This window comes from Pseudonocardia sp. NPDC049635 (assembly GCF_040659795.1).
Lineage (GTDB): Bacteria > Actinomycetota > Actinomycetes > Mycobacteriales > Pseudonocardiaceae > Pseudonocardia.
Map to the genome: position 1 here is coordinate 127,973 of NZ_JBFAON010000014.1, position 21,393 is coordinate 149,365.

The window sequence follows — 21,393 nt, forward strand, 5'->3', positions numbered from 1 at the left end:
CCGGACCGATCGCTCAGCCTGCGCCCTGGACCTTCGTCGCCAGCAGCTCCCAGCTGCGCCACCAGCTCTCCCGGCGCGGTGCGGGGACGGTGACGATGAGCTCGTCGGCGTCGGCCCGGGCGGTGAGCTCCTCGAGCCGGCGCGCGACGGTCTCGGGGGTGCCGACCGCGCTGAACCGCGTCATCGTCCGCACCTGCTCGCCGGCCGGGCCGTCGAGCAGCGCATCGATCTCGGCGTCGGTCAGCGAACGCCCGCGACGGCCGGTGAGCAACCGCACCCGCGAGCGCTGCGTCTCCTGCAGCACGGTCCGTGCTTCCTCCTCGGTGTCGGCCGCGATCACGTTCACCCCCGCCAGCACGTGCGGCTGCGCGAGCTGGGCCGACGGCCGGAACTCCCGGCGGTAGAGCGCGACGGCCTGCTCGAGGGCGTCCGGGGCGAAGTGCGACGCGAACCCGTAGGGGAGTCCGAGCGCCGCGGCGACTTGGGCGCCGTAGAGCGACGACCCGAGGATGGTCAGCGGAACACCGGTGCCGCGACCCGGGTAGGCATGGACGTTCGGCACCAGTGTGTCGTTCCCGAGGAAGGCCTGCAGCTCCTGGACGTCCTGTGGGAACTGCTCGGACGCCCGGGGGTCGCGGCGGAGCGCGCGGACGGTCTCCTGGTCGGTGCCGGGGGCACGGCCCAGGCCCAGCTCGATCCGGCCCGGGTGCAGCTCGGCCAGGGTGCCGAACTGCTCGGCGATCTGCAGGGGCGAGTGGTTGGGCAGCATCACGCCGCCGGAGCCGAGGACGATCCGCTCGGTGCGCGCGGCGACGTGCGCGATGAGCACGCTGGTCGCCGCGGACGCGATCGAGCTCATGTTGTGGTGCTCGGCGTACCAGATGCGCCGGAACCCCCACTGCTCCGCACGCTGTGCGAGCGTCGTGCTGGCTTCCAGCGCCTGGCCGACGGTCTCGCCCTTGGCGACGGTGGCGAGATCGAGGATCGACAGCGGCAGGGGCAGGGGCACGGCGGCACCTCTCGTTCCGGAGGGTCGGACCTTCCGGACAACAACGGAGGGCGCCGCCGCCTTCCGCACCGGGCCGGATCTCCGCCCGGAGTGTGCTGCTCGCAACACCGGCCTGCGGCGTTGCCTGCTGCACCGCCGGCATTCAGCCGGGATGCGACTCCGACAGGGCGTCGGTGAGCAGCGTGACCAGGGCTTCGAGCTGCACGTCGGCCGACGACGGGCCGTCGTTCTCGATCCCGTCGAGCGCCTGCGCGGCCAGACCCTCCTTGCTGTCGATCAACTCGGCGATCCGGGCGTCGATCGTCTGCGCGGCGATGATCCGCCACGCGGTGACCGGCTGGTCCTGGCCGATCCGGTGGCTGCGGTCGATCGCCTGGGTCTGCTCGGCTGCGGTCCAGGACAGTTCGGCGAGCACGATGTTCGACGCGACCTGCAGGTTGATCCCGACGCCCGCCGCGGTCAGCGAACAGACGGCGATGGAGACGCTCGGGTCACCGGTGAACGCGTCGATGTTGCGCTGCCGGGCGGCGGAGGTCTGGTCGCCCCGGATCGAGGCGATTCGCAGCCCCTGCCGGGCGAACGTCTGCTCGGCGGCGTCCATCACGTCGACGTGCTTGGCGAAGAAGACGACCTTGCCGGCACTGCGGGCGAGCTGGACGGCGTAGTCGGCGGCGAGCGCGGCCTTGGCGCGGCCGATACGGCGCATCATGCCGAACACGTTGTCGCCGGACTTCGAGCCGGCCGCGTCCTTCTGCTCCCACTTGGCGACCTGGCGCACCAGATCGTGGTCGATCCCCTCGACGACGGCGCCGGAGCTCCGGTTGGCGAGCGCCTCGGAGTAGCGGGCCACCATCCGGCGGGCGAGATCGCGCTCGGCGGCCCGGATCGAGCGCCCGTCGGCGCCGTCCAGCTCGACCGGGAGGTCGGCGATCCGGCGGGCCGGGATGTCCGCGGCCACGTCGATCTTGCGCCGGCGCACGATGCCCATGTCGACGACGCACTGCCGGGCGGCCGCCTCGAAACGTGCGTCGGCCGGCGTCATCCCGGTCGCGGTGAGGGCGTCCATCAGGTCGGCACGGGGCTTCTTCTCGTCGATCCAGCCCAGGAACTGCCAGATGGCGAGGAAGTCCTCGATGTCGTTGATCAGCGGTGTGCCGGTGAGCGCCATCATCAGCGGCCGGGTCGTGAACGCGCGGATCCGGTCGGACAGCGCGAGGACGTGCTGCGAGCGCTGGGAGCTCTTGTTCTTGATGAAGTGCGCCTCGTCGACGACCATCCCGCGGAAGCCGAACTCGCCGAGCCAGCCGACGTGCCGGTCGAGGATCTCGTAGTTGACGACGACGATGTCGGCGAACCCGTCGATCGAGTCCCCGTTGCCGTAGATCACGGTGGCCGGACGGCGCGGGGTCCACCGCTGGGCCTCGCGCACCCAGTTCGTCTTGACCACGTTCGGTACGACGACGAGCAGCGGGTAGGCGTTCGCGGCCTCGGCGGCGAGCAGCGCCTGCGCGGTCTTGCCCAGCCCGGGCTCGTCGGCGAGCAGGAAGGTGCGGTGCCCGGCCTGTGCCGCGGCGACCAGCCGGGCCTGGTGCGCCATGAGCTCCGGGCCGTCCGGGCCGGAGCGCTCCGGCACCTCGGGGAGGTCCATGCACGCCGAGGCGCCGGTCCCGGCCCGTTCGAACGAGCGCAGCAGCGGCTCGAGCAGCTCCCAGCTCGACAACGGTGTCGGGCGGGGCCCGGCCGGCCGGGGGGCCGAGAAGTCGGGCGCGAGGAACGGGTTGGCCAGCTGCCGGGAGACCACGGACTGCGGCACCACGCCGGTCCGGACGGGCTCGGCGGGAGCCGGCTCCGGGGCGGCGACCTCCTCGGTGGCCTCTTCGACGCCGACCGAGCGGAGCACCTCGCGGGACAGCGACCGGGCCTCGTCGGAGACGACGGCGTCCTCGGAGAGCAGCGCGAGCAGCGCCGAGTCCCGGACGGCGGTGGAGGCCAGGTTGGTGGCGATGGCGTCGAGCCGCTTCAGCAGCTCGGCCCGCTGTGCCTCGCTGCACTTCGGGTCACCCAGGACGCGGGCGCGCTCGTTGCGCAGCAGCAGCGCGATCGCCTGGAACTTGGTGCGGGTCTCGGCCGTCACCCGGCCGTTCCGCCGTGCGGCCTGGACCTCCCGGACCGACCGCGCGAGCACCGACATGATGTCGCCGCCACCGTTCCCGCCGCCGTCACGGCCGCGACGGCGGTCCCGCGGTGCGTCGCGGCGCGCCCTGGCCTGCGGCCGGCCTCGTCGAGCCAAGAACTCCTCCTCCGGAGTGCCCGGTGGGGCCGCCGCGGCGGCCCCACCGGGCATGCTGCTGCGGTCGGGTGGCGGACGTCGCGGGGGAGCGGCCGGCTGGCCCCTCCACGATGCGACCCGACCCGTAGGTCTGCGGAGAACACCGCCGCGGGGCCGAACAGTCCGAACACGGAGCTGGGCGCCACGACAGGCATCCCGGACGCCCGGTGTCGATGATAACGCGAGTACCGATGATAGCCCGACCGGCCGGGGCCCACGAGCGGGCCACGAGGGGCACCGGTGGCCCGCCGGGGTGACGAACGCGGGCGGGACGACGCCCGGGGAGGAGACGCGTCGCCCGGAGGGCGGCCCCGGCACCGGGGCCGCCCGTCGTCATTCGTGCCGCAGCGCCTCCACCGGGTCCTTCCGGGCCGCGCGCAGCGCCGGCAGGGTGCCGGCCAGGAACGCCACGACGACGATCAGCGCGACGACCGCCAGCACCGTGCCCGGGGCGAACGCCACCAGCGTGAAACCGGGCAGGTCGGAGAACAGCGAGTCGGACAGCGCCGCGCTGGCCCAGGTGCCGAAGGCGATCGCGACGACCGCCCCCAGCGCGCTGCCCAGCAGGCCCAGGAACGCCGCCTCCAGGCTGAACAGGGTGAAGACCCGGCCGCGGCCCATTCCCATCGCCTGCATGAGCCCGATCTCGCGGGTGCGCTCCTGCACCGACATCAGCAGCGTGTTCACGATGCCGAGCCCGGCGGCGATCAGCGCGATCCCGGCGAACCCGTTGAGCACCAGGACGATGGTGTCGATCACCGAGGTGAACGCGCCGATCTGGTCCTCGACCGTGCTGCCCTCGTAGCCGGCGTCGACGAGCCGGTCCTGGAGCGCGGTCAGGTCCTCGGGGCTGATCTGCGGGTCGTACTGCACGGTCGCCAGCGACCACCGGTCCACCTCGCCCTCGGGCAGCCCGACCTGCTGCAGGTCGTAGACGGTGTCGGCGAGCGGCTCGTTCACCGTCACCCCCGCCACCGGACCGGCCAGGGTCTCCTCGGTGACGCCGACGATCGTGCCCTGCACGGTCTGCTCCGCCCCGGTGCCGTCGGTGAGGCCCAGCGTGACCGTGGCGTCGATCGCCTCCTCGGCGTCGGTGAACCCGAGCGGTTCGACGTAGTCCAGCGGGATCGTGAGCCGGTTCGCACCGGTGTCCTGGGGTGCGCCGCCGGCGACGTACTCCTGGGTCTGGCCGGGGAGCAGCGTCGTCGCCGGTGTCGCGTAGCGGGTGCCGCCGTCGTACTGGATGAACTCCACACCCAGCGTCCGGACCGGAGCGGCCTCCTCGACACCGTCGATGTCGTCGAGGACGTCGATGTCGGCCTGCGTCATCACCACCGTCCGCTGCGGTGGACCGGGCACCACCGGGGTGGCCGCGTCGGGGTCGTAGACGGGCGGGCCGTCGGGTTCGGCGGCGACGTCGGCGTCGGCGCGCTTCACGACCGTCATCACCTGGTCGGACCCCAGTGCGGAGACGGTGCTGTCGATGAAGCGGTTGATGCCGGTCCCGGCCCCGTTGGTGAGGGTGAGGGTGAAGGCACCGACGAAGATCGCCAGTACGGTCAGCAGGGTCCGGGCCCGCGCCCGGAACGTGCTGCCGACGGCGGTGCCGACCAGATCGCGTGCCTTCATGCCGCGCTCACCGTGTCGGTGACGATGCGCCCGTCGCGCAGGTGCAGCGTGCGGTCGCAGCGGGCGGCCAGCTTGTCGTCGTGGGTGACGATCACGAGGGCGATGCCCTGCTCCCGGTTCAGCGTGAACAGCAGGTCCTCGACGATGCCGCCGGTCGTGTCGTCGAGGTTGCCGGTCGGCTCGTCGGCGAACAGGATCCGCGGGTTGCCGACGATGGCCCTGGCGATCGCGACCCGCTGCTTCTGCCCGCCGGACAGGTCGGTGGCCCGGCTGGACGCCTTGTGGGCCATCTCGAGCTGCTCCAGCGTCGACAGCGCGCGCTCGCGGCGGACCTTCGGGGCCAGCCCGGCGATCTTCAGCGGCAGCATGACGTTCTCCAGGACCGTCTGGTCGGGGGAGAGCAGGAACTGCTGGAAGACGAAGCCGAAGGTCTTGTTCCGGGCCCGGTTCAACCGCGACCGGCGCAGCTCCCAGCTGTCGCGGTGGTCGAGCAGGATGGTGCCGTCGGTCGGCTCGTCCAGCAGCGCGAGCAGGTGCATCAGGGTGGACTTGCCCGAGCCGCTGCGCCCGACGATGGCGAGGCTCTCGCCCTCGTACACATCCATGGAGACTCCGCGCAGCGCCTCCGCGCCACCGATCGCGCTCCGGTAGGTCTTCCGCACGTTGCGTGCGGACAGTATGGCCTCGTTCATGGTGTCCGATCTCTGTGCTTCCGGTCGGTTCCACCCTTGCTCCGTTGCGGGACACCGGCATCGACCCGTGGTTGTCTTCCGGCGTACCGCGGCCGCAGTACGTGCGGGCACAACCGGTGCAGGAGTGCCCGGCGGCCCGGGCCGTGGACAATGGGGCGGTGCACGCGACCGCGATCGGACCGCCGCGCCGGTTGATCCCGGTGTGGCTGACCGACGTGCTGGTGACCGTGGTCGTCCTCGGCGCGGTGTGCACGCAGCTGTCCGACCGGTTCGGCGATTCGACCCCGGCCGGGGTGGTCCTGGAGGCGCTGCCCGCGGTGTTGCTGTGGGCGCGCCACCGGCACCCGCTGCCGGTACTCGTCGCCTGCGCGGCCTGTTTCGTCGGCGTGCTGTTCGCCGGGCCGGTCACCCCGCTGTCGGTGTTCGCGCTCGCCGTCGCGATGTTCACCTACGCCGACCACCACGGGCGGCGGGACACCGTCGTCGCCTGTCTCGCGGTGCTGGCGGTCGTCGTCCCCGCGACGGTCCTCGCCGCGCTCGGCACCGTGCAGTCGCCGGTGACGGTCCAGATCGCGGTGACGATCGGTTTCGCCGCGGCACTCGGGGACAGCACCCGCAGCCGCCGCGACTACATCGCCTCGATCACCGCCCGTGCGGTGAACGCGGAGGCGACCCGGGAGATCGAGGCCGTCCGGCGGGTCACCGAGGAACGCCTGCGGATCGCCCGTGACCTGCACGACGTCGTCGCCCACCAGATCGCGGTGATCAGCCTGAACGCCGGCGTCGCGTCCGCGAACCTGCGCGACGGGCCACCCGCGGCGACCGAGGCACTGGCCACGATCCGCTCCGCGGCCCGCCGGGTGCTCGGCGACATCGGGGACCTGCTCGCCGTGCTGCGCGCCGACGACGACCAGCCCCCCGTGGCCCGGCCCGGCCTGCACCAGCTGCCCGAGCTCGTCGCGTCGCTGGCGGCGTCCGGACTGGAGGTGACCGTCCGGCGGACCGGGGAGGTGCCCCCGACGCTGTCCCCGGCCACCGACGTCGTCGCCTACCGGGTACTGCAGGAGGCGCTGACCAACGTCCTCAAGCACGGCGCCGAGTCCCGCGCGCACGTCCTGATCGCCGCCGAGCGGGACACCCTGCGCCTGTTGGTCACCAACCCGGTCGACGGGGACGACCGCCGCCGCTCGGGTGCTCCGGGCGGGTACGGGCTGCACGGCATCCGGGAACGGGCGTCGTCGGTCCGGGGCCGGGTCAGCGCCGAGGAACGCAACGGGATCTTCCGGCTGGACGTGCACCTGCCCGTGCCGGCCGCGGTGGGGGAGGGCCGGCGATGCCGAGTGTCGTGATCGTCGACGACCAGCCGCTGATCCGGTCCGCGATCCGCGGCCTGCTCGGGGCCGATCCGCAGGTGAACGTGGTGGGGGAGGCGGGTGACGGCGTCGAGGCCCTGGAGGTGATCGCCGGGACCACCCCGGACGTGGTGCTGATGGACATCCGGATGCCGCGCCTCGACGGCATCCGGACCACCGCGGCGCTCTGCGCCGACGAGCGGTTCGCCGGGACCCGGGTGCTGGTGCTCACCACCTTCGAGGAGGACCACTACGTGGTCGCCGCGCTGCGGGCCGGGGCCAGCGGGTTCATCGGGAAGGGTGCCGAGCCCGAGGAGATCCCGCGCGCGGTCCGGGCGATCCACGACGGGGAGGCGCTCCTGTCACCGGCCGCCACGCGTGCGCTGATCGAGAAGTACCTGACCGTCAGCCGGAACCTGGACCCCGGCCCCGGTGCCCGGCCTCCCGGGCCGTCGCTGGAGACGCTCACCGCACGCGAGCGGGAGGTGCTGGAGCTGGTCGCCAGGGGCCGGTCCAACCAGGAGCTGGCCGCCGAGCTGGTGATCTCACCGCTGACGGTGAAGACGCACGTGAACCGGATCATGACCAAGATCGGCGCACACGACCGCGCGCAGGTGGTCATCTACGCCTACGAGAGCGGGCTCGTCGTCCCGTCGTCGCCGCAGGACTGACCCGAGCGGCCGGGCCGGCCGGTGGCCGGTCGGCGTCGGTGACCGGGCGCGCCGGGCCGGCGGCTCAGCGCTCGCCCGGCTCGGGGGCACCGGCCCCGACCAGGCGCGGTCCGGTGAACTCGACCGTCACCGGTTCGGCCGGCGGTTCCTGCCCGATCATCTCGAGCGCCCGCCGTGCGCACTCCCGGCCGAACTCCCGCGGCCGCAGGTCGAGCGCGAGCACCCCGGCGCCCAGCGCGTCGGTGGCCGACGAGCGGATGTAGGCCGCGACGGCCGTCTCCCGGTGGTCGTGTTCGCGCAGCCAGGTCGCGACCGAGCCCGCGGTGCTGTCGGTGCCGACGAGCACGACGTCGGGTCGCGCCTGCATGAGCTCGCCGAGCAGGACCTGCACCTGTTCCTGGGCGAAGAAGGGCAGCTCGGTCAGGATCGGCCGCCGGTCGTGCGTCTCGCACCACCTCCGGTACGCGGTCTGCAGGGCGCCGGCCCACGCGGCGTCCGACCCGGGGGCGAGCAGCGCGATCCGGTGGTGCCCGCGCGCGTCGAGCGCGTCGAGCATCTCCGTCGCGTGCCGGGTGTGATCGACCGTCACGGTGACGGCGGGCCGGGCGAGTTCCGGCGGCACCTCCTCGGCGGCGACGACGGGGGCGCCGCCGCTCAACAGGTGGCGTGCGATGGGGTCGGCCGCCGTCACGTCGAGCACGATGGCGGCGTCGAGGCCCACGTCGCGGGCACCGTGCTCACCGACCAGCAGCACCGAGAGCCCGGCGTCGTCGCAGGTCTCGACGGCCCCGAACACGAAGTCCATGTAGAACTCGTGGCTGGTCAACCGGTGCGGGAGGTGCAGGCCGAGCACGCCGTGCCGGCGACGGCGCAGGTTGCGCGCCGTCGCGTTGGGCCGGTAGCCGAGCTCCTCGGCGACACGCAACACGCGGTCCCTGGTCTCCTGCGAGACCCGTCCGCGCCCGGACAACGCGTAGGACGCGGCGGCCACCGACACCCCGGCCCGCTCCGCCACATCGCTCAGCTGGACGGCTCGACGTCCCATAGCGCTCCTCGTCCCATCCTGCTTCTCCGACACGGGTTGACGCCTTCTCGGCAACCTCCTAGCCTGAGGTTAATCGATTAATCACAGCCTCGCACTCGGCTACCGGACGACCGCGCGCGCCGATGCCGCCGGTCGTTCCGGTCCCGGCCGCAGGTCGTCCACCGGTGACAGCACGATCCACGATCCACCGGTGGGGCATCCGAGAGGGGCGGGAGACGTACCCGACCGGGAGGAGTGGAATCGGATGATCGTCACCCAGGGGTGGGTGTACTGCGACGTGCAGGGTTGCTGGACGCCCCCCGTCACCCATGACGTCACGGTCTCGGGTACCGAGAGGTTCGATCCGGTGCTCCGCGCCCGCTGCATCGAGCACGGCTGGGCCCACCACGCCGACATCGACGTGTGCCCGACCCACGTCGGCGACCTCGGCAGGCTCGCCGTCGACCGCTCCGACCGGCTCGACCACGGCACGGGGCCGGACAGGTCCTGACCCGGTCACTCCGGGTCGGTGAAGACCGGCTCGCGACCGGTCGATCGCGCGGCCACCGCCTCGGCCTGGTTCGGACTGCCGATCAACGCGCCGATCTCGTCCTGCTCGGCGGCGAAGCCGGCGGCCAGATCGACCCGGCCCGCCAGGTCCAGCAGCCGTACCGCGGCCCGGACCGCGTGCGGACTGCGTGCGGCGATCTCACCGGCCAGCTCCAGCGCCGCCGCCCGCGGATCCGGTGCGGTCCGGGTGCACAGCCCGAGCGTGACGGCCTCATCACCGCGCACGACCCGTCCGGTCAGGACCAGCTCCTTCGCGACGTCCCGGCCGACGAGCTCGGGCAGCAGCTGGGTGCCGGTCATGTCCGGCACCAGCCCCCACAACACCTCCATGACCGACAACCGGGCATCGGGCGCGACGATCCGGATATCGGCGCCCAACGCCACCTGCAGGCCGCCGCCGAGCGCGTTCCCGTGCAGCGCGGCGATCACCGGTACCGGGATCCGGGCCCACACGTGCGCGGCGCGCTGACCCGCCGCCCGGGCCGGGCCGTCCGGAGGCGGTAGCGCTGCGGTGGCCGAGAGCCGCTGACCTCGGCCATCGCGCGGAGCGCACCCAGGTCGAGTCCGGCGCAGAAGTCGGGACCCTCGCCGGAGAGCACCACGGCCCGTACCGCCCCCTCGGTGCGGAGCCGCTCGCCGGTCCGGACCAGCGCGGCGAACATCGCGGGATCGAGCGCGTTGCGCTTGTCCGGCCGGGACAGCCGGACCTCGGTCACCCCGCCGTGCGTCGTGACCCGCACCCGCCGGGTGCCGTCCGCTGCACCGCCGCTCATCAAACCCTCACCGTGCCCTCCCTCGTGCCCTTTCCCCGTTCCCCGCCCGGTGTCATGCTGCCTTAACGATCGTTCAGCGCCGACGTGAGGACGGGTGATGGGCAGCGATCCCGACCGGCCGGCCGGCCCCCAGGCCGTCGGGCTCGATCCGGACCGGGTCACGCGCTGGCTCACCGGCAACGTCGCCGGGCTCGTCGGGCCGGTCCGGTTCGAGCTGGTCGTCGGCGGCCGCTCGAACCTCACCCACCGGGTCACCGACGCCACCGGGGCGACCTACGTGCTGCGCCGCCCGCCGACCGGCGGGGTGCTCGCCGGCGCGCACGACATGGCCCGGGAGTGGGGGTTCCTGCGTGCACTGGCACCGACCGCCGTGCCGGTCCCACGTCCGCTGGCCTTCTGCCCCGATCCGGCTGTCACCGGCGCGGAGTTCTACGTCATGGAGTTCGTCGAGGGCGCGGTGCTCGCCGACGCCGCGGCCGGGACCGCGCTGGGCCCGGCCGCCTGCGCCCGGGCCGGGGAACAGACCGTGGACGTCCTGGTCGAGCTGCACGCGCTGGACCCGGCCCGGATCGGGCTCGGGGGCCTCGTGCGCCGCACCGGCTACCTGCAGCGCCAGCTGTGGCGCTGGCACGCTCAGCTGCGCGCCTCGGCGCAGCGGCTGCCCGGCCTCGCCACCGACCTGACGCTGCTCGACGAGGTACACGACCTGCTGCTCGCACACGTCCCGCAGCAGGGCACCGGGATCGTGCACGGTGACTACCGGCCCGGCAACGCGGTGTTCGGGCCGGACGGCACGTTGCGGGCCGTCCTGGACTGGGAGCTCGCCACCACCGGCGACCCGATGGCGGACCTGGCCTGGCTGACCTCGGGTTGGCCGGACCCCGGCGAGGACCTGGTGCCGACGACGGCCGGTCCGAGCACCGCACCCGGCTTCCCGCGGCGCGACGAGCTGGTGCGCCGCTACGCGGACCGCTCCGGCCGCGACGTCGCGGACCTGCCGTACTGGACCGCGTTCGCCCGCTGGCGGGCGGCCTGCATCAGCGCCGGGGTGGCGGCCCGCTACCTCGCCGGGCACATGGCCGAGGACGGGCACCTGGCCGAGGCGCGGGCGCGCGCGGAGCAGTTGACCCTGCTGGGCGGATCCGCACGGGCCGCCCTGCGCGAAGCGGGAATCTGAGAGGGGAGCCGATGGCCTGGGATTTCTCGACCGAACCGGAGTTCGCCGAGCAGTTGGAGTGGATGCAGGGTTTCGTCCGCGACGAGATCATCCCGCTGGAGACGCTCGACCTGGAACCGGCCGACCTCGACCGGGTGACGGCGCCGCTCAAGCAGGAGGTCCGGGCGCGGGGGCTGTGGGCGGCGCACCTGCCGCCCGAGCTCGGTGGCGGGGGCTTCGGGCAGGTCCGGCTCGGGCTGATGCACGAGATCCTGGGCCGCTGCGTGTACGCGCCCGCCGTGTTCGGCAACAACGCACCGGACTCCGGCAACGCCGAGTTGCTGGCCCTCGGTGCGAACGCCGAGCAGAAGCGGCGATGGCTCGAACCGCTGCTCGAGGGCACGCTGCGCAGCGCGTTCTCGATGACCGAGCCCGGCGCGGGGGCCGATCCGACGCTGCTCACCACCCGCGCCGTCCGGGACGGCGACGGCTACCTCGTCAACGGGCACAAGTGGTTCACCTCGAACGGTTCGGTGGCCGACATCCTCGTCCTGATGGCCGTCACCGACCCGGACGCGCCGCCGCGCAGGCGGGCGTCGATCTTCGTGGTGCCCGCCGACGCGCCGGGCGTGGAGATCCTGCGGGACGTGCCGACGATGGGCGACCCGCACGAGCACTTCGGCCGGCCCGGTGGGCACGCCGAGATCCGCTACCGGGACGTCCGGGTCCCCGCCGAGAACCTGATCGGCGAGGAGGGCGACGGTTTCCTGCTCGCCCAGCAGCGGCTCGGGCCCGGCCGCATCCACCACTGCATGCGCTGGCTCGGCCAGTCCCGGCGGGCGTTCGACATGTTGTGCGAACGGGCGGTCTCCCGGTACACGCACGGCTCGTTGCTCGCCGACAAGCAGATGGTGCAGGACTGGGTCGCGACCTCGGCCGCCGAGATGACGGCCGCCAGGCTGATGACGCTGCAGGCCGCGTGGAAGATGGACCAGGGCGGCACCGCCGCGGCGCTCACCGAGATCGCGATGATCAAGTTCTACGGCGCCGGTGTGCTCTACAACGTGATCGACCGGGCGGTCCAGGCGTACGGCTCGCTGGGTTACACCACCGACCTGCCGCTGGAGGCGATGTACCGGCACGCCAGGGCCGCCCGCATCTACGACGGCCCGGACGAGGTGCACAAGGTGACGGTCGCCCGGCGGATACTGCGCGAGTACGAGCCCCGGGAGGTGCCCTCCGAGCACGTGCCGACCCGGCGGGAGGCGGCCCGGGCGCGGTTCGCCGACCTGCTCGACGTGATGTCGGCAGGCTCGTGAGGGGCCGCTCAGCCGCGGTGCTCGACGATCCGCAGCGCGATGCCGGTGTAGCGCTCCGCCAGCTCCGGCGGCGAGATCTCGCCCCCCGGCTCGTACCACTGCACGATCGCGTTGCAGGCGGCGAGGACGGCCCGCCGGGCGTCGTCGGGGTGCGGGCAGCCGAAGACCCCGCGGGCGACGCCGTCGTCGATGATGTCGGCCCACAGCCGGGTCGCGGCCCGGCGCAGCCCGCTCAGCCGCTCCCGGTTGGCGGGTTCGAGGTTGCGCCATTCGAGGGCGGCGATGTTGCTCTCCACCCGCCGGCTGACCCGGTACTCCACGGTGACCCGGACGAGTGCGCTCAGCCGGTCCGCCGGGTCGTCGCCCGCCTCGCGCAGCGCGAGGTCGCAGCGCCCGAAGTAGTCGTGGGTGATCTCCTCCATCAGCGCGGCCAGCAGGTGCTGCTTGCTGGGGTGCCAGTAGTAGAGGGCGGACAGCGACAGCCCGGCCCGCCGGGCGATGTCCCGGATCGAGGCGCCGTGGTAGCCACGCTCGGCGAAGCTCTCGCGGGCGGCCGCGGTGATCGCGTCCCGGCCCCCACCGCGCCGGGGCGCTCCCGGGTCGGTGTCCTCGGCGGTGCTCATCGCGTCAGCATGGCCCATCGGCCCGGTCTGCGGGGTCCTGGCCCGGCGCCCGGCTGCCCGGCCCCCGGCGGCCGGTCCCGGCGGGACAGGATGACCCGATGAGCGAGTACAGCGAGATCCGGGTCGACCACGACGGCGGAGCCGGGGCCGGGGTCGCCACGATCACCCTGCACCGCCCGGACCGGCTCAACGCCTTCACCGCCACGATGGCCCGCGAGCTGGTCGACGCCTTCGACGCCACCGACGCCGACGAGTCCGTGCGCGTGGTGATCCTCACCGGTGCCGGACGCGGCTTCTGCGCGGGCGCCGACCTCGGCCGCGGCGAGCGCACCTTCGACGCCGACGACGAGGCGCGCACCGTCGAACGCGGTGACTTCGGCACCGTCGGCGGCGTCCCGCGGGACGCGGGCGGTGTGGTCTCGCTGCGGATCGCGGCCTCGCTGAAACCGGTGATCGTGGCGGTCAACGGGCCGGCGGTCGGCATCGGCGCGACGATGACACTGCCCGCCGACATCCGGATCGCGGCCACCTCGGCACGCTTCGGCTTCGTGTTCGCCCGCCGCGGGCTCGTGCCCGAGGCGGCGTCGAGCTGGTTCCTGCCCCGGGTCGTCGGCATCTCGCAGGCAATGGAGTGGGTGGCCACCGGCCGGGTGTTCGACGCCGCCGAGGCGCTCTCCGGCGGGCTCGTCTCGCGGGTCGTGCCGGACGACGAGCTGATCGGCACCGCACGCGGGCTCGCCCGGGAGATCGCACAGAACACCTCCGCCGTGTCGGTCGCGCTGAGCCGCAGGCTGCTGTGGTCGATGCTGGGGGCGTCGTCACCGTGGGAGGCACATCGCCTCGACTCCGCGGCGATCCGGGACCTGGGGCGCGCGGCGGATGCGCGCGAGGGGGTCGCCTCGTTCCTGGAGAAGCGGCCACCGCGCTTCCCGGGCCGGGTCGGCGAGCACCTCGACGTCGTCCCCGGCTGGCCGCAGCGGCCGGACGGCACGGCCTGAACCAACCGGTGCCGGCTCACCGGGCAGTGACGGAGCCGGTGTCCGGGCCGGCGCCTGCGTCGATGCCGGTACCGGCGGCTGTGTCGGTATCGGCGCCTGTCTTGATGTCGGCGCCGGCGGCCGTGTTGATGTCGGCGCCGGCGGCCGTGTTGATGTCGGCGCCGGCGCCTGTGTTGATGTCGGCGCCGGCGCCGGCTCAGGTGCCGATCTCGGTGCCGGTGCCGGCGCACTCCCGGGCCGCGCCGACGAAGTGGGTCACCGCGGCGGAGCGGTTGCGCCGCCGCCACGCCACCTGCAGCGCGACCGAGGGCACCTCACCGGACAGCGGCCGGAACGCGACGCCCGGCGGGCGCAGGTTGGCGTAGTACGACGGCTGCAGCGAGACCCCGATACCGGCCGCGACCAGGCTGAGCTGGGTCTCGATGTCGGCGCCCTCGGCGACGATCCGGGGGGTGAACCCGTGATCGCGGCAGTAGCCGGTGATGATGTCGAAGAACTCGGCGCCCAGCGGCCGCGGCCACAGCACGAACGGCTCGTCGGCGAGCGCCGCGGCCTCCACGGTGTCGTGCCGGGCCAGCGGATGGTCGCCGGGGAGCGCGACCAGCAACGGCTCGGTGACCAGCTCCTCGACGACCACCCCGCTCGTCGGCGCCGCCGAGCGGACCAGTCCCACGTCGAGCCGTTCCTCGGCGAGCATCACCATCTGGGCCGCGGTGTCGTGCTGGGACACCTCCATCTGCAGGTCCGGGAACCGGGCCCGGACCGTGCGCAGGATCCGGGGCGCGATCGAGGCGAGGGCGGTCCCGACCGAGCCGACGACGAGCAGCCCGCTCGCACCCTCCGCCGCCTGCCGGACCCGGACGCCTGCGCGCTCGGCCTCGAACAGCACACGCGGGGCGGCGTCGAGCAGCACCCGCCCGGCGGGCGTCAGCTCGGTGGCCCGGCTGGTCCGGTCGAACAGGGACGCTCCGACGGCCCGTTCCAGGGTCCGGATCTGCTGGCTGAGTGCGGGCTGGCTGACGTGCAGCCGGGCCGCGGCCCGGCTGAAGTGCAGCTCCGCGGCGACCGTGAGGAACACCCGCAGCTGACGCAGCTCGACGTCCATACCCGAATCATAAGGGCGTCCTTATCGGAGTATCGGGACGGTCGATGGCCGAACACCCCCGCCGCGCTGTCGTCAGGGTCAGGGTGGAGGGCGCCTACCTCCGGGAGATCCACGGTGAACAGCGACGCTCCATTTCTCGTGGTCGGGTGCGGCGGCATCGGCTCGGCCGCGCTCTACTGGCTCGCCCGCACCGCGGCGCCGTACTCCGGTGTGCTCGGGCTGGAGCAGCGCGCTCCGGGACCCGACCACGACACCGGGCGCCGTGAGCACAGCCGGACCTTCGGGCTCACCCCGCGCCGCGACGTCCACGCCGCGCTCGCCCCGCACGCCCACCGCACCTGGCGACAGGTCGAGAGCCTGTCCGGGCAGACCCTGCTGACCGAGACCGGCGGCCTGGTGATCACCGACGTCGGGGCAGGCCATGGGCCCGGCACCGCCGTCGCCCCCCGGCACGGTGGTGCCCCCGGCGCCCGCGCCGACGACGACACCACCGCCGAGCTGCTCGACGCCGGGTCGATCACCGCGCGCTGGCCGCAGTTCCGGCTGCACGGCACCGAACGGGCTCTCCACCGCAGGCGCTCGGGCGTCCTCGACGTGCGGCGGGCCGACGCCACGCACGTCGCGCTGGCCCGCGGTCACGGCGCGCAGATCCGGGAGAACAGCCCGGTCCGGGTGCTGCACGACCCGGGCCGGCACGTCGAGGTCGTCACCGACGACGAGATCTACCGGGCCGAGCGCGTCGTCGTCGCGGTCGACGCGGGCACCAACGAAGTGCTGGACGGGCTGCTGCCCGCCCTCCCGCTGACCGCGACCCAGGAGGTGCTCACCTACTACGCGACCCCGAACCTGATCGACTTCTCGCCCGAGCGGTTCCCGGTGTTCCGGTGGCACGGCGCGGAGGACTACACCGGGTTCGGCGTGCACGCCGAGGTCGCCACCGGGCTCGGTGAGCGCAGGTTCGCCCCCGAGGCCACCGCCGCCCCGTGGGTGTTCGAGCCGGACCCGCTGCACCACAAGCGCCAGGAGGCGTTCCTCGCCGAGCACGTGCCCGGGATGCTGGGGCCCGAGCTGTGCACGACGACCAGCCTGTGCACGACCCCGCCGGACGGGCGCCTCGTGCTCGGCACGGTGCCGGGGCACCCCCGGGTCAGCGTCGCGGTCGGCGCCGGTCCCGCGTCCGCGTTCACCTCGCTGCTCGGCCGGATCCTGGCCGAGCTCGCGCTCACCGGACGTACCGGGTACCCGATCGAGGAGTTCGCGCTCGACCGCCCGGCACTCACCGACTCCCGCCTCCTGCGGACCCGCGGCGTCTGACACCGCTGCACCGGCCCGGCCGAGCGCTTCCGCGGCCCGGTGTGCTCGGGTGGTGGCCCGGAACACGACCGGACCCGGTTGACCGTGCCGTGGCGGCACGGTGTCTGCTCGACCCGAGCGCGCCCGCACGGGGCGCCCGTCCCGGTGGAGGCACGATGCGCGATACCGCGCGACCGGTCAGCTCCTCCGGCACCGCGGAGCTGGTCCGCGGTGCGCTGGAGATCGAACGGACACCGGCCGGGTTCCGCGCGCACCGGCTGCCGGCAGCGGCACTCGCCCAGGCCCGCGACCCGCAGCTGGAGCAGGCCGAGGCCCAGCCGTCGGGGGTCCGGCTCGTCGCGGAGACGGAGGCGAGAACCGTCGAGCTGACCGCACTCGCGACCCGGATCGGCTACCGCGGACTGCCCGCACGACCACCCGGGGTGTTCGAGTTGGTGGTCGACGACCGCCCGGTCGCCAGGGCAAGCCTCGAGACCGCCACCACGGTCACGGTCGATCCTGCCACCGGCACCCGCGAGACCAGCCCGGCCGAACCCGCAACCATCGTGTTCGACGACCTCCCCGCGGGGCCCAAGGTGCTGGAGATCTGGCTGCCGCACAACGAGACCGTCGAGATCGTCGAGCTGCGCGCCGACGCCGCGCTGCGCCCGGCACCGCGGCGGCGGCCGCTCTGGCTGCATCACGGGAGCTCCGTCAGCCAGGGTTCGGGCGCCGGGCACCCGCTCGGCACCTGGCCCGCGGTCGCGGCGGTGGCGGGCGGGTTCGACCTGGTCAACCTCGGTGTCAGCGGCAGCGCGCTGCTCGACCCGTTCGCCGCGCGCGTCACCCGGGACACCCCGGCCGACCTGATCAGCGTCAAGATCGGGATCAATCTGGTCAACACCGACCTGATGCGGCTGCGGGCGTTCGGTCCGGCCGTGCACGGATTCCTCGACACCGTCCGCGAGGGGCACCCGGAGGCCCCGCTCGTGGTGGTCTCGCCGATCCACTGCCCGATCCACGAGGACACGCCGGGGCCGGCAGCGTTCGACCCGGTGGCGGTGGCCGCAGGCGAGCTGCGGTTCGTCGCGACGGGGGACCCGGCCGACGTCGCGGCCGGGAAGCTCACCCTGCGCGTCATACGCGAGCACCTGGCCCGGATCGTGGCCGAGCGCAGCGGTGCCGACCCGAACCTGCACCACGTCGACGGGGAGTCGCTGTACGGCCCGGCCGACGCCCTGGATCACCCGCTGCCCGACGGCCTGCACCCGGACCCCGCCACCCACAGGTTCATGGGTGAGCGGTTCGCCGCGCGGATCCTCACCGGGCGGGGCGCCACCTGAGGAGGTTCAGCGCCGCCGGTGCGATCCGGGCGCGGCCAGCGCCGGGATGTCGGGATGGTCGAGCAGCGCCTCGACGACCGCGTCCACCGCGGCGCGCAGCGCCGTCCCGCGGCGGCGCACGATCGCGACGTTGCGGTGCACCGGTGTCGTCAGCTCCCGCGTGACGACGTCGTGGCCGGCCGCCACCGCGAGTGCCGGCAGCAGGGCGACCGATCGGCCGGCCTCGACATGGCGCAGGGTCAGCAGGTAGTTGCCGAAGCGGCAGGCCACCCGCGGCTCGAATCCGGACTCCCGGCACAACCGGCGGGTGAGCTCGTCCATGTAGGAGCCGGACCGGTCGCAGGCCCACAGCTCCGCGGCGCAGGCGGCGAGATCGACCACCCGGTGCCGGGCCAGCGAGTGGGCGTGGGGGAGCACCAGCACCACCGGGTCGACCCCGAGCGGCACGATCTCCAGGTCGCGGCTCCACGGGAACTCGACGAAGTCGGTGGTCGTGACGACGACGTCCAGCTCACCGGTGCGCAGCGCCGGTCCGCTCTCGTGCGGCTCGGCCTCGACCAGCTCCACGTGCAGGTGCGGATGCGATCCGGTGAGTCGGGCGGCGGCCGGGACGGCGAGCGGATGGATCGCGCTCTGGAACACGCCGAGGCGCACGGTGCCGATCGGCTCGTCGTTCAGCGCGCGCAGCTCGGCCTCGGCCTCGGCCATCCGGTCCAGGATCTCCCGCCCCCGCCGGGCCAGTGCGATCCCGGTGCGGGTGAGCCGGACCCGGCGCCCGGACCGCTCCAGCAGCGTGGCGTGGGTCTCGGTCTCCAGCACGGTGAGCTGCTGGGACACCGTCGAGGGGCTGACGTGCAGGGCCTGCGCGACCGCGCGGACGGTGCCCAGGTTGTCGAGCAGCCCGAGCATCCGCAACCGCCAGGGGTTCAGCATCCCCGAAGTGTGCCCGCTGTTCATCATCACCGAACAGCAGCGTCGGAACCGTGTGATGGACGTGCACGCCCGAGGTTCCTAGCCTCGATGCCATGCCGGACGCCACCAGCCACCTCATCCGCTACGCGGGCGGGTTCACCCCCGGGATCGTCGAGCGCGCCAAGGGCACCTCGGTGTTCACCGAGGACGGCCGCGAGCTGCTCGACTTCACCTCCGGGCAGATGAGCGCGATCCTCGGCCACTCGCACCCGGAGATCGTCGAGGTGATCCGCGAGCAGATCGGCCGGCTCGACCACCTCTACAGCGGGATGCTGTCGCACCCGGTGATCGACCTCGCGCGGCGGCTCGCCGGTACCCTCGCCGACCCGCTGGACCGGGCGATGCTGCTGACCACCGGCGCCGAGTCGAACGAGGCGGCGCTGCGGATGGCGAAACTGGTCACCGGCCGGCACGAGGTCGTCTCGTTCGCCCGGTCCTGGCACGGCATGACCCAGGGCGCCGCGAGCGCCACCTACGTCGCGGGCCGCTCCGGCTACGGGCCGGGGGCGCCGGGCAACTTCGCGCTGCCGGTCCCGGACCGGTTCCGGCCCTCGATCGTCGACTCCGACGGGAACCTGGACTGGCGTCGCCAGCTCGATCTCGGGTTCGACCTGATCGACGCGCAGTCGGTCGGCAGCCTCGCCGCCTGCCTGGTCGAGCCGATCCTCAGTTCAGGCGGTGTGGTCGACCTGCCACCCGGTTACCTCGCGGCCCTGCGCGACAAGTGCCGCGAGCGGGGGATGCTGCTGATCCTCGACGAGGCGCAGACCGGGCTGTGCCGCACCGGTGACTGGTACGCGCACGAGCGCGACGGCGTCGTCCCGGACATCCTGACGCTGTCCAAGACGCTCGGCGCGGGGCTGCCGCTGGCGGCCGTCCTGACCAGCGCGGAGATCGAGCAGGAGGCGCACGACCGCGGCTTCCTGTTCCTGACCACGCACGTCAACGACCCGCTGCCGGCCGCGGTCGGCAACACCGTGCTCGACGTGCTCGCCCGGGACCGGCTCGACGAACGGGCCCGTGAGCTGGGCACGCTGCTGCAGGACGGGCTGCGCGAGCTGGCAGGCCGGCATCCGGTGATCGGCGACGTCCGCGGCCGGGGACTGCTGGTGGGGCTGGAGCTGGTCGCGGCGGACGCCGACGGTGGCGCACCGGGCGGCCGCTCCGGCCCCGGCACGGGTGCGGACACCGATGCCCTCGGTGCCGCGGTCACCCGCCGGTGCGCCGAGCTGGGCCTGCACATGAACATCGTGCAGCTCCCCGGGATGGGCGGCACCTTCCGCATCGCACCACCGCTGACCGCGACCGAGGCGGAGATCGGGCGCGGCCTGGAGATCCTCGACGCCGCGCTCACCGACGTCACCCGCTGACCCCGGAGCACGGTGGGCCGATCCGGGCCGCGATCAGCCACCGCGTGGTCGCCGGGCGGGCGGCGGGGCGACGGCGGGTCCGGCCGAGGTGGGGGGCAGCGCCCCGGACAGCCCGCGCACGCCGCCACCGGACAGCAGCCCGCCCAGCATCATCGCGAACAGCTGGTCGGCCAGGTCCTGGTCGGCGTCGGGTCCGCGCGGGGTGAACCAGTGCTGCATCCAGTCGAGCATCCCGACCACGGCGCGGGTGGCGACCCGCGGGCTCGCCGGCAGTGACAGCTCACCGGTGCGGGCGCCCTCGGCGAGCAGCGTCTCGACGGCGGCGGTGTAGCGCCGGTCCATGTCGTCGAAGAACGCGAACGCGGGCGTCCGGGACCGGCCGACGTGCTGCAGGTACACGAACGCCGCCGGATAGTGGTCGGCGAACACCCTGACCTGGATCCGGACCAGCTCGCGCAGCCGGACGGCGACACTGCTCGTGTGGTCCCGGCCGAGCTGCTCCAGCTCGCCGAGCAGGCTCCGGGCCGGTGCCTCGACGACGGCCAGCAGCAGTTCCTCCTTGCTGCTGACGTAGTTGTAGACGCTGCCCTTGAGGATGCCGATGCGGGCGCCGATGCCGTCCAGTGTGGCGTGGTCGTAACCGTGCTCACGGAACTCCTCACCCGCCGCGGCGACGAGGTCGGTCCACCTGTTCTTGCGGGGCACGGTGGACACCTACCCGGCTGCGAGGTGTTCACTCGGATCCGGCGGGGGTGGGCTCGGCCACCCGCGGCTTGCGGTGTCCGGAGCGCGAGGTGAGGAGAATGCGGTCCGGTCGCATCGCGCGGCGGAGTCATCCGCGCCCCGAACACGTCCGGCCCGCCCGGACGGTCCATCGAACAGCGCCGGACGACCCCTTTCGGAGACCACAGCCACCACACCTTGATCGGAGTTACACCGGTGTTCCTACAATTCGACCGATCAGGCGGAACGGCGGTCGGCATGGCAACGTCGATCCCGCTCGGCAGGTGTTGTCGGTGAGCGTGGTGCGGTGATGGTCCGCGATCGGTTCGACGATCGCAGGATGGGGCCGCATCCGGGTGAAGGGAGACGGGATTGGCCGAGACCTCAGGCGGCACCGGTGGGTCGGTGTCCGCGAAGTCGATCCAGGGTGAGCAGCAGCAGG

General features: G+C 73.5%; 20 protein-coding genes. 9 read left to right on the plus strand and 11 right to left on the minus strand.

The genetic code is table 11. The annotated features are described in order from the left end of the window. Window positions 1–13 precede the first annotated feature (13 nt). The 4 genes from AB0J24_RS18055 to AB0J24_RS18070 form a co-directional block, all read right to left on the minus strand. A complete protein-coding gene (locus AB0J24_RS18055) occupies window positions 14–1,003 on the minus strand; it encodes an LLM class flavin-dependent oxidoreductase (RefSeq protein WP_358682716.1) in 990 nt (329 codons plus the stop codon). 148 nt (window positions 1,004–1,151) lie between these two features. After that, on the minus strand, window positions 1,152–3,299 hold the full coding sequence (locus AB0J24_RS18060) for a DEAD/DEAH box helicase (RefSeq protein WP_358682672.1): 2,148 nt from the start codon (window positions 3,297–3,299) through the stop codon (window positions 1,152–1,154). 372 nt (window positions 3,300–3,671) lie between these two features. Beyond that, entirely contained in the window at window positions 3,672–4,967 is a 1,296-nt protein-coding gene (locus AB0J24_RS18065) for an ABC transporter permease (protein WP_358682674.1), read from the minus strand. Further along, window positions 4,964–5,659, minus strand: coding sequence for an ABC transporter ATP-binding protein (locus AB0J24_RS18070; protein ID WP_358682676.1), 696 nt, complete (start codon window positions 5,657–5,659; stop codon window positions 4,964–4,966). Before AB0J24_RS18070 ends, AB0J24_RS18065 begins: the two co-directional genes overlap by 4 nt. A gap of 158 nt (window positions 5,660–5,817) precedes the next feature. Here AB0J24_RS18070 and AB0J24_RS18075 point away from each other — a divergent pair, with 158 nt between their 5' ends. Next, complete coding sequence (locus AB0J24_RS18075) at window positions 5,818–7,008, plus strand: histidine kinase (protein ID WP_358682678.1); 1,191 nt, start codon at window positions 5,818–5,820, stop codon at window positions 7,006–7,008. Beyond that, window positions 6,993–7,682: a response regulator transcription factor gene (locus tag AB0J24_RS18080; protein ID WP_358682680.1), complete on the plus strand. Its 690-nt coding sequence runs from the start codon at window positions 6,993–6,995 to the stop codon at window positions 7,680–7,682. Before AB0J24_RS18075 ends, AB0J24_RS18080 begins: the two co-directional genes overlap by 16 nt. A 64-nt stretch (window positions 7,683–7,746) precedes the next feature. Here the strand turns inward: AB0J24_RS18080 and AB0J24_RS18085 are convergent, their stop codons facing one another. Beyond that, window positions 7,747–8,727, minus strand: coding sequence for a LacI family DNA-binding transcriptional regulator (locus AB0J24_RS18085; protein ID WP_358682682.1), 981 nt, complete (start codon window positions 8,725–8,727; stop codon window positions 7,747–7,749). Between the two features lie 244 nt (window positions 8,728–8,971). Between AB0J24_RS18085 and AB0J24_RS18090 the strand changes: the two genes are divergently transcribed. Continuing rightward, window positions 8,972–9,217, plus strand: coding sequence for a hypothetical protein (locus tag AB0J24_RS18090; protein WP_358682684.1), 246 nt, complete (start codon window positions 8,972–8,974; stop codon window positions 9,215–9,217). A 5-nt stretch (window positions 9,218–9,222) separates the two neighbouring features. On the opposite strand, the gene AB0J24_RS18095 is transcribed toward AB0J24_RS18090, so the two are convergent. Both AB0J24_RS18095 and AB0J24_RS18100 read right to left on the minus strand, forming a co-directional pair. Then, on the minus strand, window positions 9,223–9,705 hold the full coding sequence (locus tag AB0J24_RS18095) for an enoyl-CoA hydratase-related protein (RefSeq protein ID WP_358682686.1): 483 nt from the start codon (window positions 9,703–9,705) through the stop codon (window positions 9,223–9,225). Then, window positions 9,702–10,049 carry an enoyl-CoA hydratase-related protein gene (locus AB0J24_RS18100; protein ID WP_358682688.1) on the minus strand — a complete coding sequence of 116 codons (348 nt, stop codon included), beginning with the start codon at window positions 10,047–10,049 and terminating at the stop codon, window positions 9,702–9,704. Before AB0J24_RS18100 ends, AB0J24_RS18095 begins: the two co-directional genes overlap by 4 nt. Window positions 10,050–10,146: 97 nt before the next feature. On the opposite strand from AB0J24_RS18100, the gene AB0J24_RS18105 reads away from it, so the two are divergent. Both AB0J24_RS18105 and AB0J24_RS18110 read left to right on the plus strand, forming a co-directional pair. Beyond that, window positions 10,147–11,226 carry a phosphotransferase family protein gene (locus AB0J24_RS18105; RefSeq protein WP_358682690.1) on the plus strand — a complete coding sequence of 360 codons (1,080 nt, stop codon included), beginning with the start codon at window positions 10,147–10,149 and terminating at the stop codon, window positions 11,224–11,226. Window positions 11,227–11,237: 11 nt separating this feature from the next. Continuing rightward, window positions 11,238–12,524 carry an acyl-CoA dehydrogenase family protein gene (locus AB0J24_RS18110; RefSeq protein WP_358682692.1) on the plus strand — a complete coding sequence of 429 codons (1,287 nt, stop codon included), beginning with the start codon at window positions 11,238–11,240 and terminating at the stop codon, window positions 12,522–12,524. An 8-nt stretch (window positions 12,525–12,532) separates the two neighbouring features. Here the strand turns inward: AB0J24_RS18110 and AB0J24_RS18115 are convergent, their stop codons facing one another. Next, complete coding sequence (locus AB0J24_RS18115; RefSeq protein ID WP_358682694.1) at window positions 12,533–13,147, minus strand: TetR/AcrR family transcriptional regulator; 615 nt, start codon at window positions 13,145–13,147, stop codon at window positions 12,533–12,535. A gap of 98 nt (window positions 13,148–13,245) precedes the next feature. On the opposite strand from AB0J24_RS18115, the gene AB0J24_RS18120 reads away from it, so the two are divergent. After that, window positions 13,246–14,145: an enoyl-CoA hydratase-related protein gene (locus AB0J24_RS18120; protein WP_358682696.1), complete on the plus strand. Its 900-nt coding sequence runs from the start codon at window positions 13,246–13,248 to the stop codon at window positions 14,143–14,145. 196 nt (window positions 14,146–14,341) lie between these two features. Here the strand turns inward: AB0J24_RS18120 and AB0J24_RS18125 are convergent, their stop codons facing one another. After that, on the minus strand, window positions 14,342–15,250 hold the full coding sequence (locus AB0J24_RS18125; RefSeq protein WP_358682698.1) for a LysR substrate-binding domain-containing protein: 909 nt from the start codon (window positions 15,248–15,250) through the stop codon (window positions 14,342–14,344). Between the two features lie 114 nt (window positions 15,251–15,364). Between AB0J24_RS18125 and AB0J24_RS18130 the strand changes: the two genes are divergently transcribed. Continuing rightward, on the plus strand, window positions 15,365–16,564 hold the full coding sequence (locus AB0J24_RS18130; RefSeq protein ID WP_358682700.1) for an FAD-dependent oxidoreductase: 1,200 nt from the start codon (window positions 15,365–15,367) through the stop codon (window positions 16,562–16,564). Between the two features lie 155 nt (window positions 16,565–16,719). Then, entirely contained in the window at window positions 16,720–17,886 is a 1,167-nt protein-coding gene (locus tag AB0J24_RS18135; protein ID WP_358682702.1) for a GDSL-type esterase/lipase family protein, read from the plus strand. A 6-nt stretch (window positions 17,887–17,892) separates the two neighbouring features. On the opposite strand, the gene AB0J24_RS18140 is transcribed toward AB0J24_RS18135, so the two are convergent. Then, window positions 17,893–18,819 (minus strand): LysR substrate-binding domain-containing protein, encoded by a 927-nt coding sequence (locus AB0J24_RS18140; protein WP_358682704.1) that lies wholly within the window; start codon window positions 18,817–18,819, stop codon window positions 17,893–17,895. Window positions 18,820–18,911: 92 nt separating this feature from the next. On the opposite strand from AB0J24_RS18140, the gene AB0J24_RS18145 reads away from it, so the two are divergent. Further along, window positions 18,912–20,228 (plus strand): aspartate aminotransferase family protein, encoded by a 1,317-nt coding sequence (locus AB0J24_RS18145; protein WP_358682706.1) that lies wholly within the window; start codon window positions 18,912–18,914, stop codon window positions 20,226–20,228. A 33-nt stretch (window positions 20,229–20,261) separates the two neighbouring features. Here the strand turns inward: AB0J24_RS18145 and AB0J24_RS18150 are convergent, their stop codons facing one another. Further along, on the minus strand, window positions 20,262–20,933 hold the full coding sequence (locus tag AB0J24_RS18150) for a TetR/AcrR family transcriptional regulator (RefSeq protein WP_358682708.1): 672 nt from the start codon (window positions 20,931–20,933) through the stop codon (window positions 20,262–20,264). Between the last annotated feature and the right edge of the window lie 460 nt (window positions 20,934–21,393).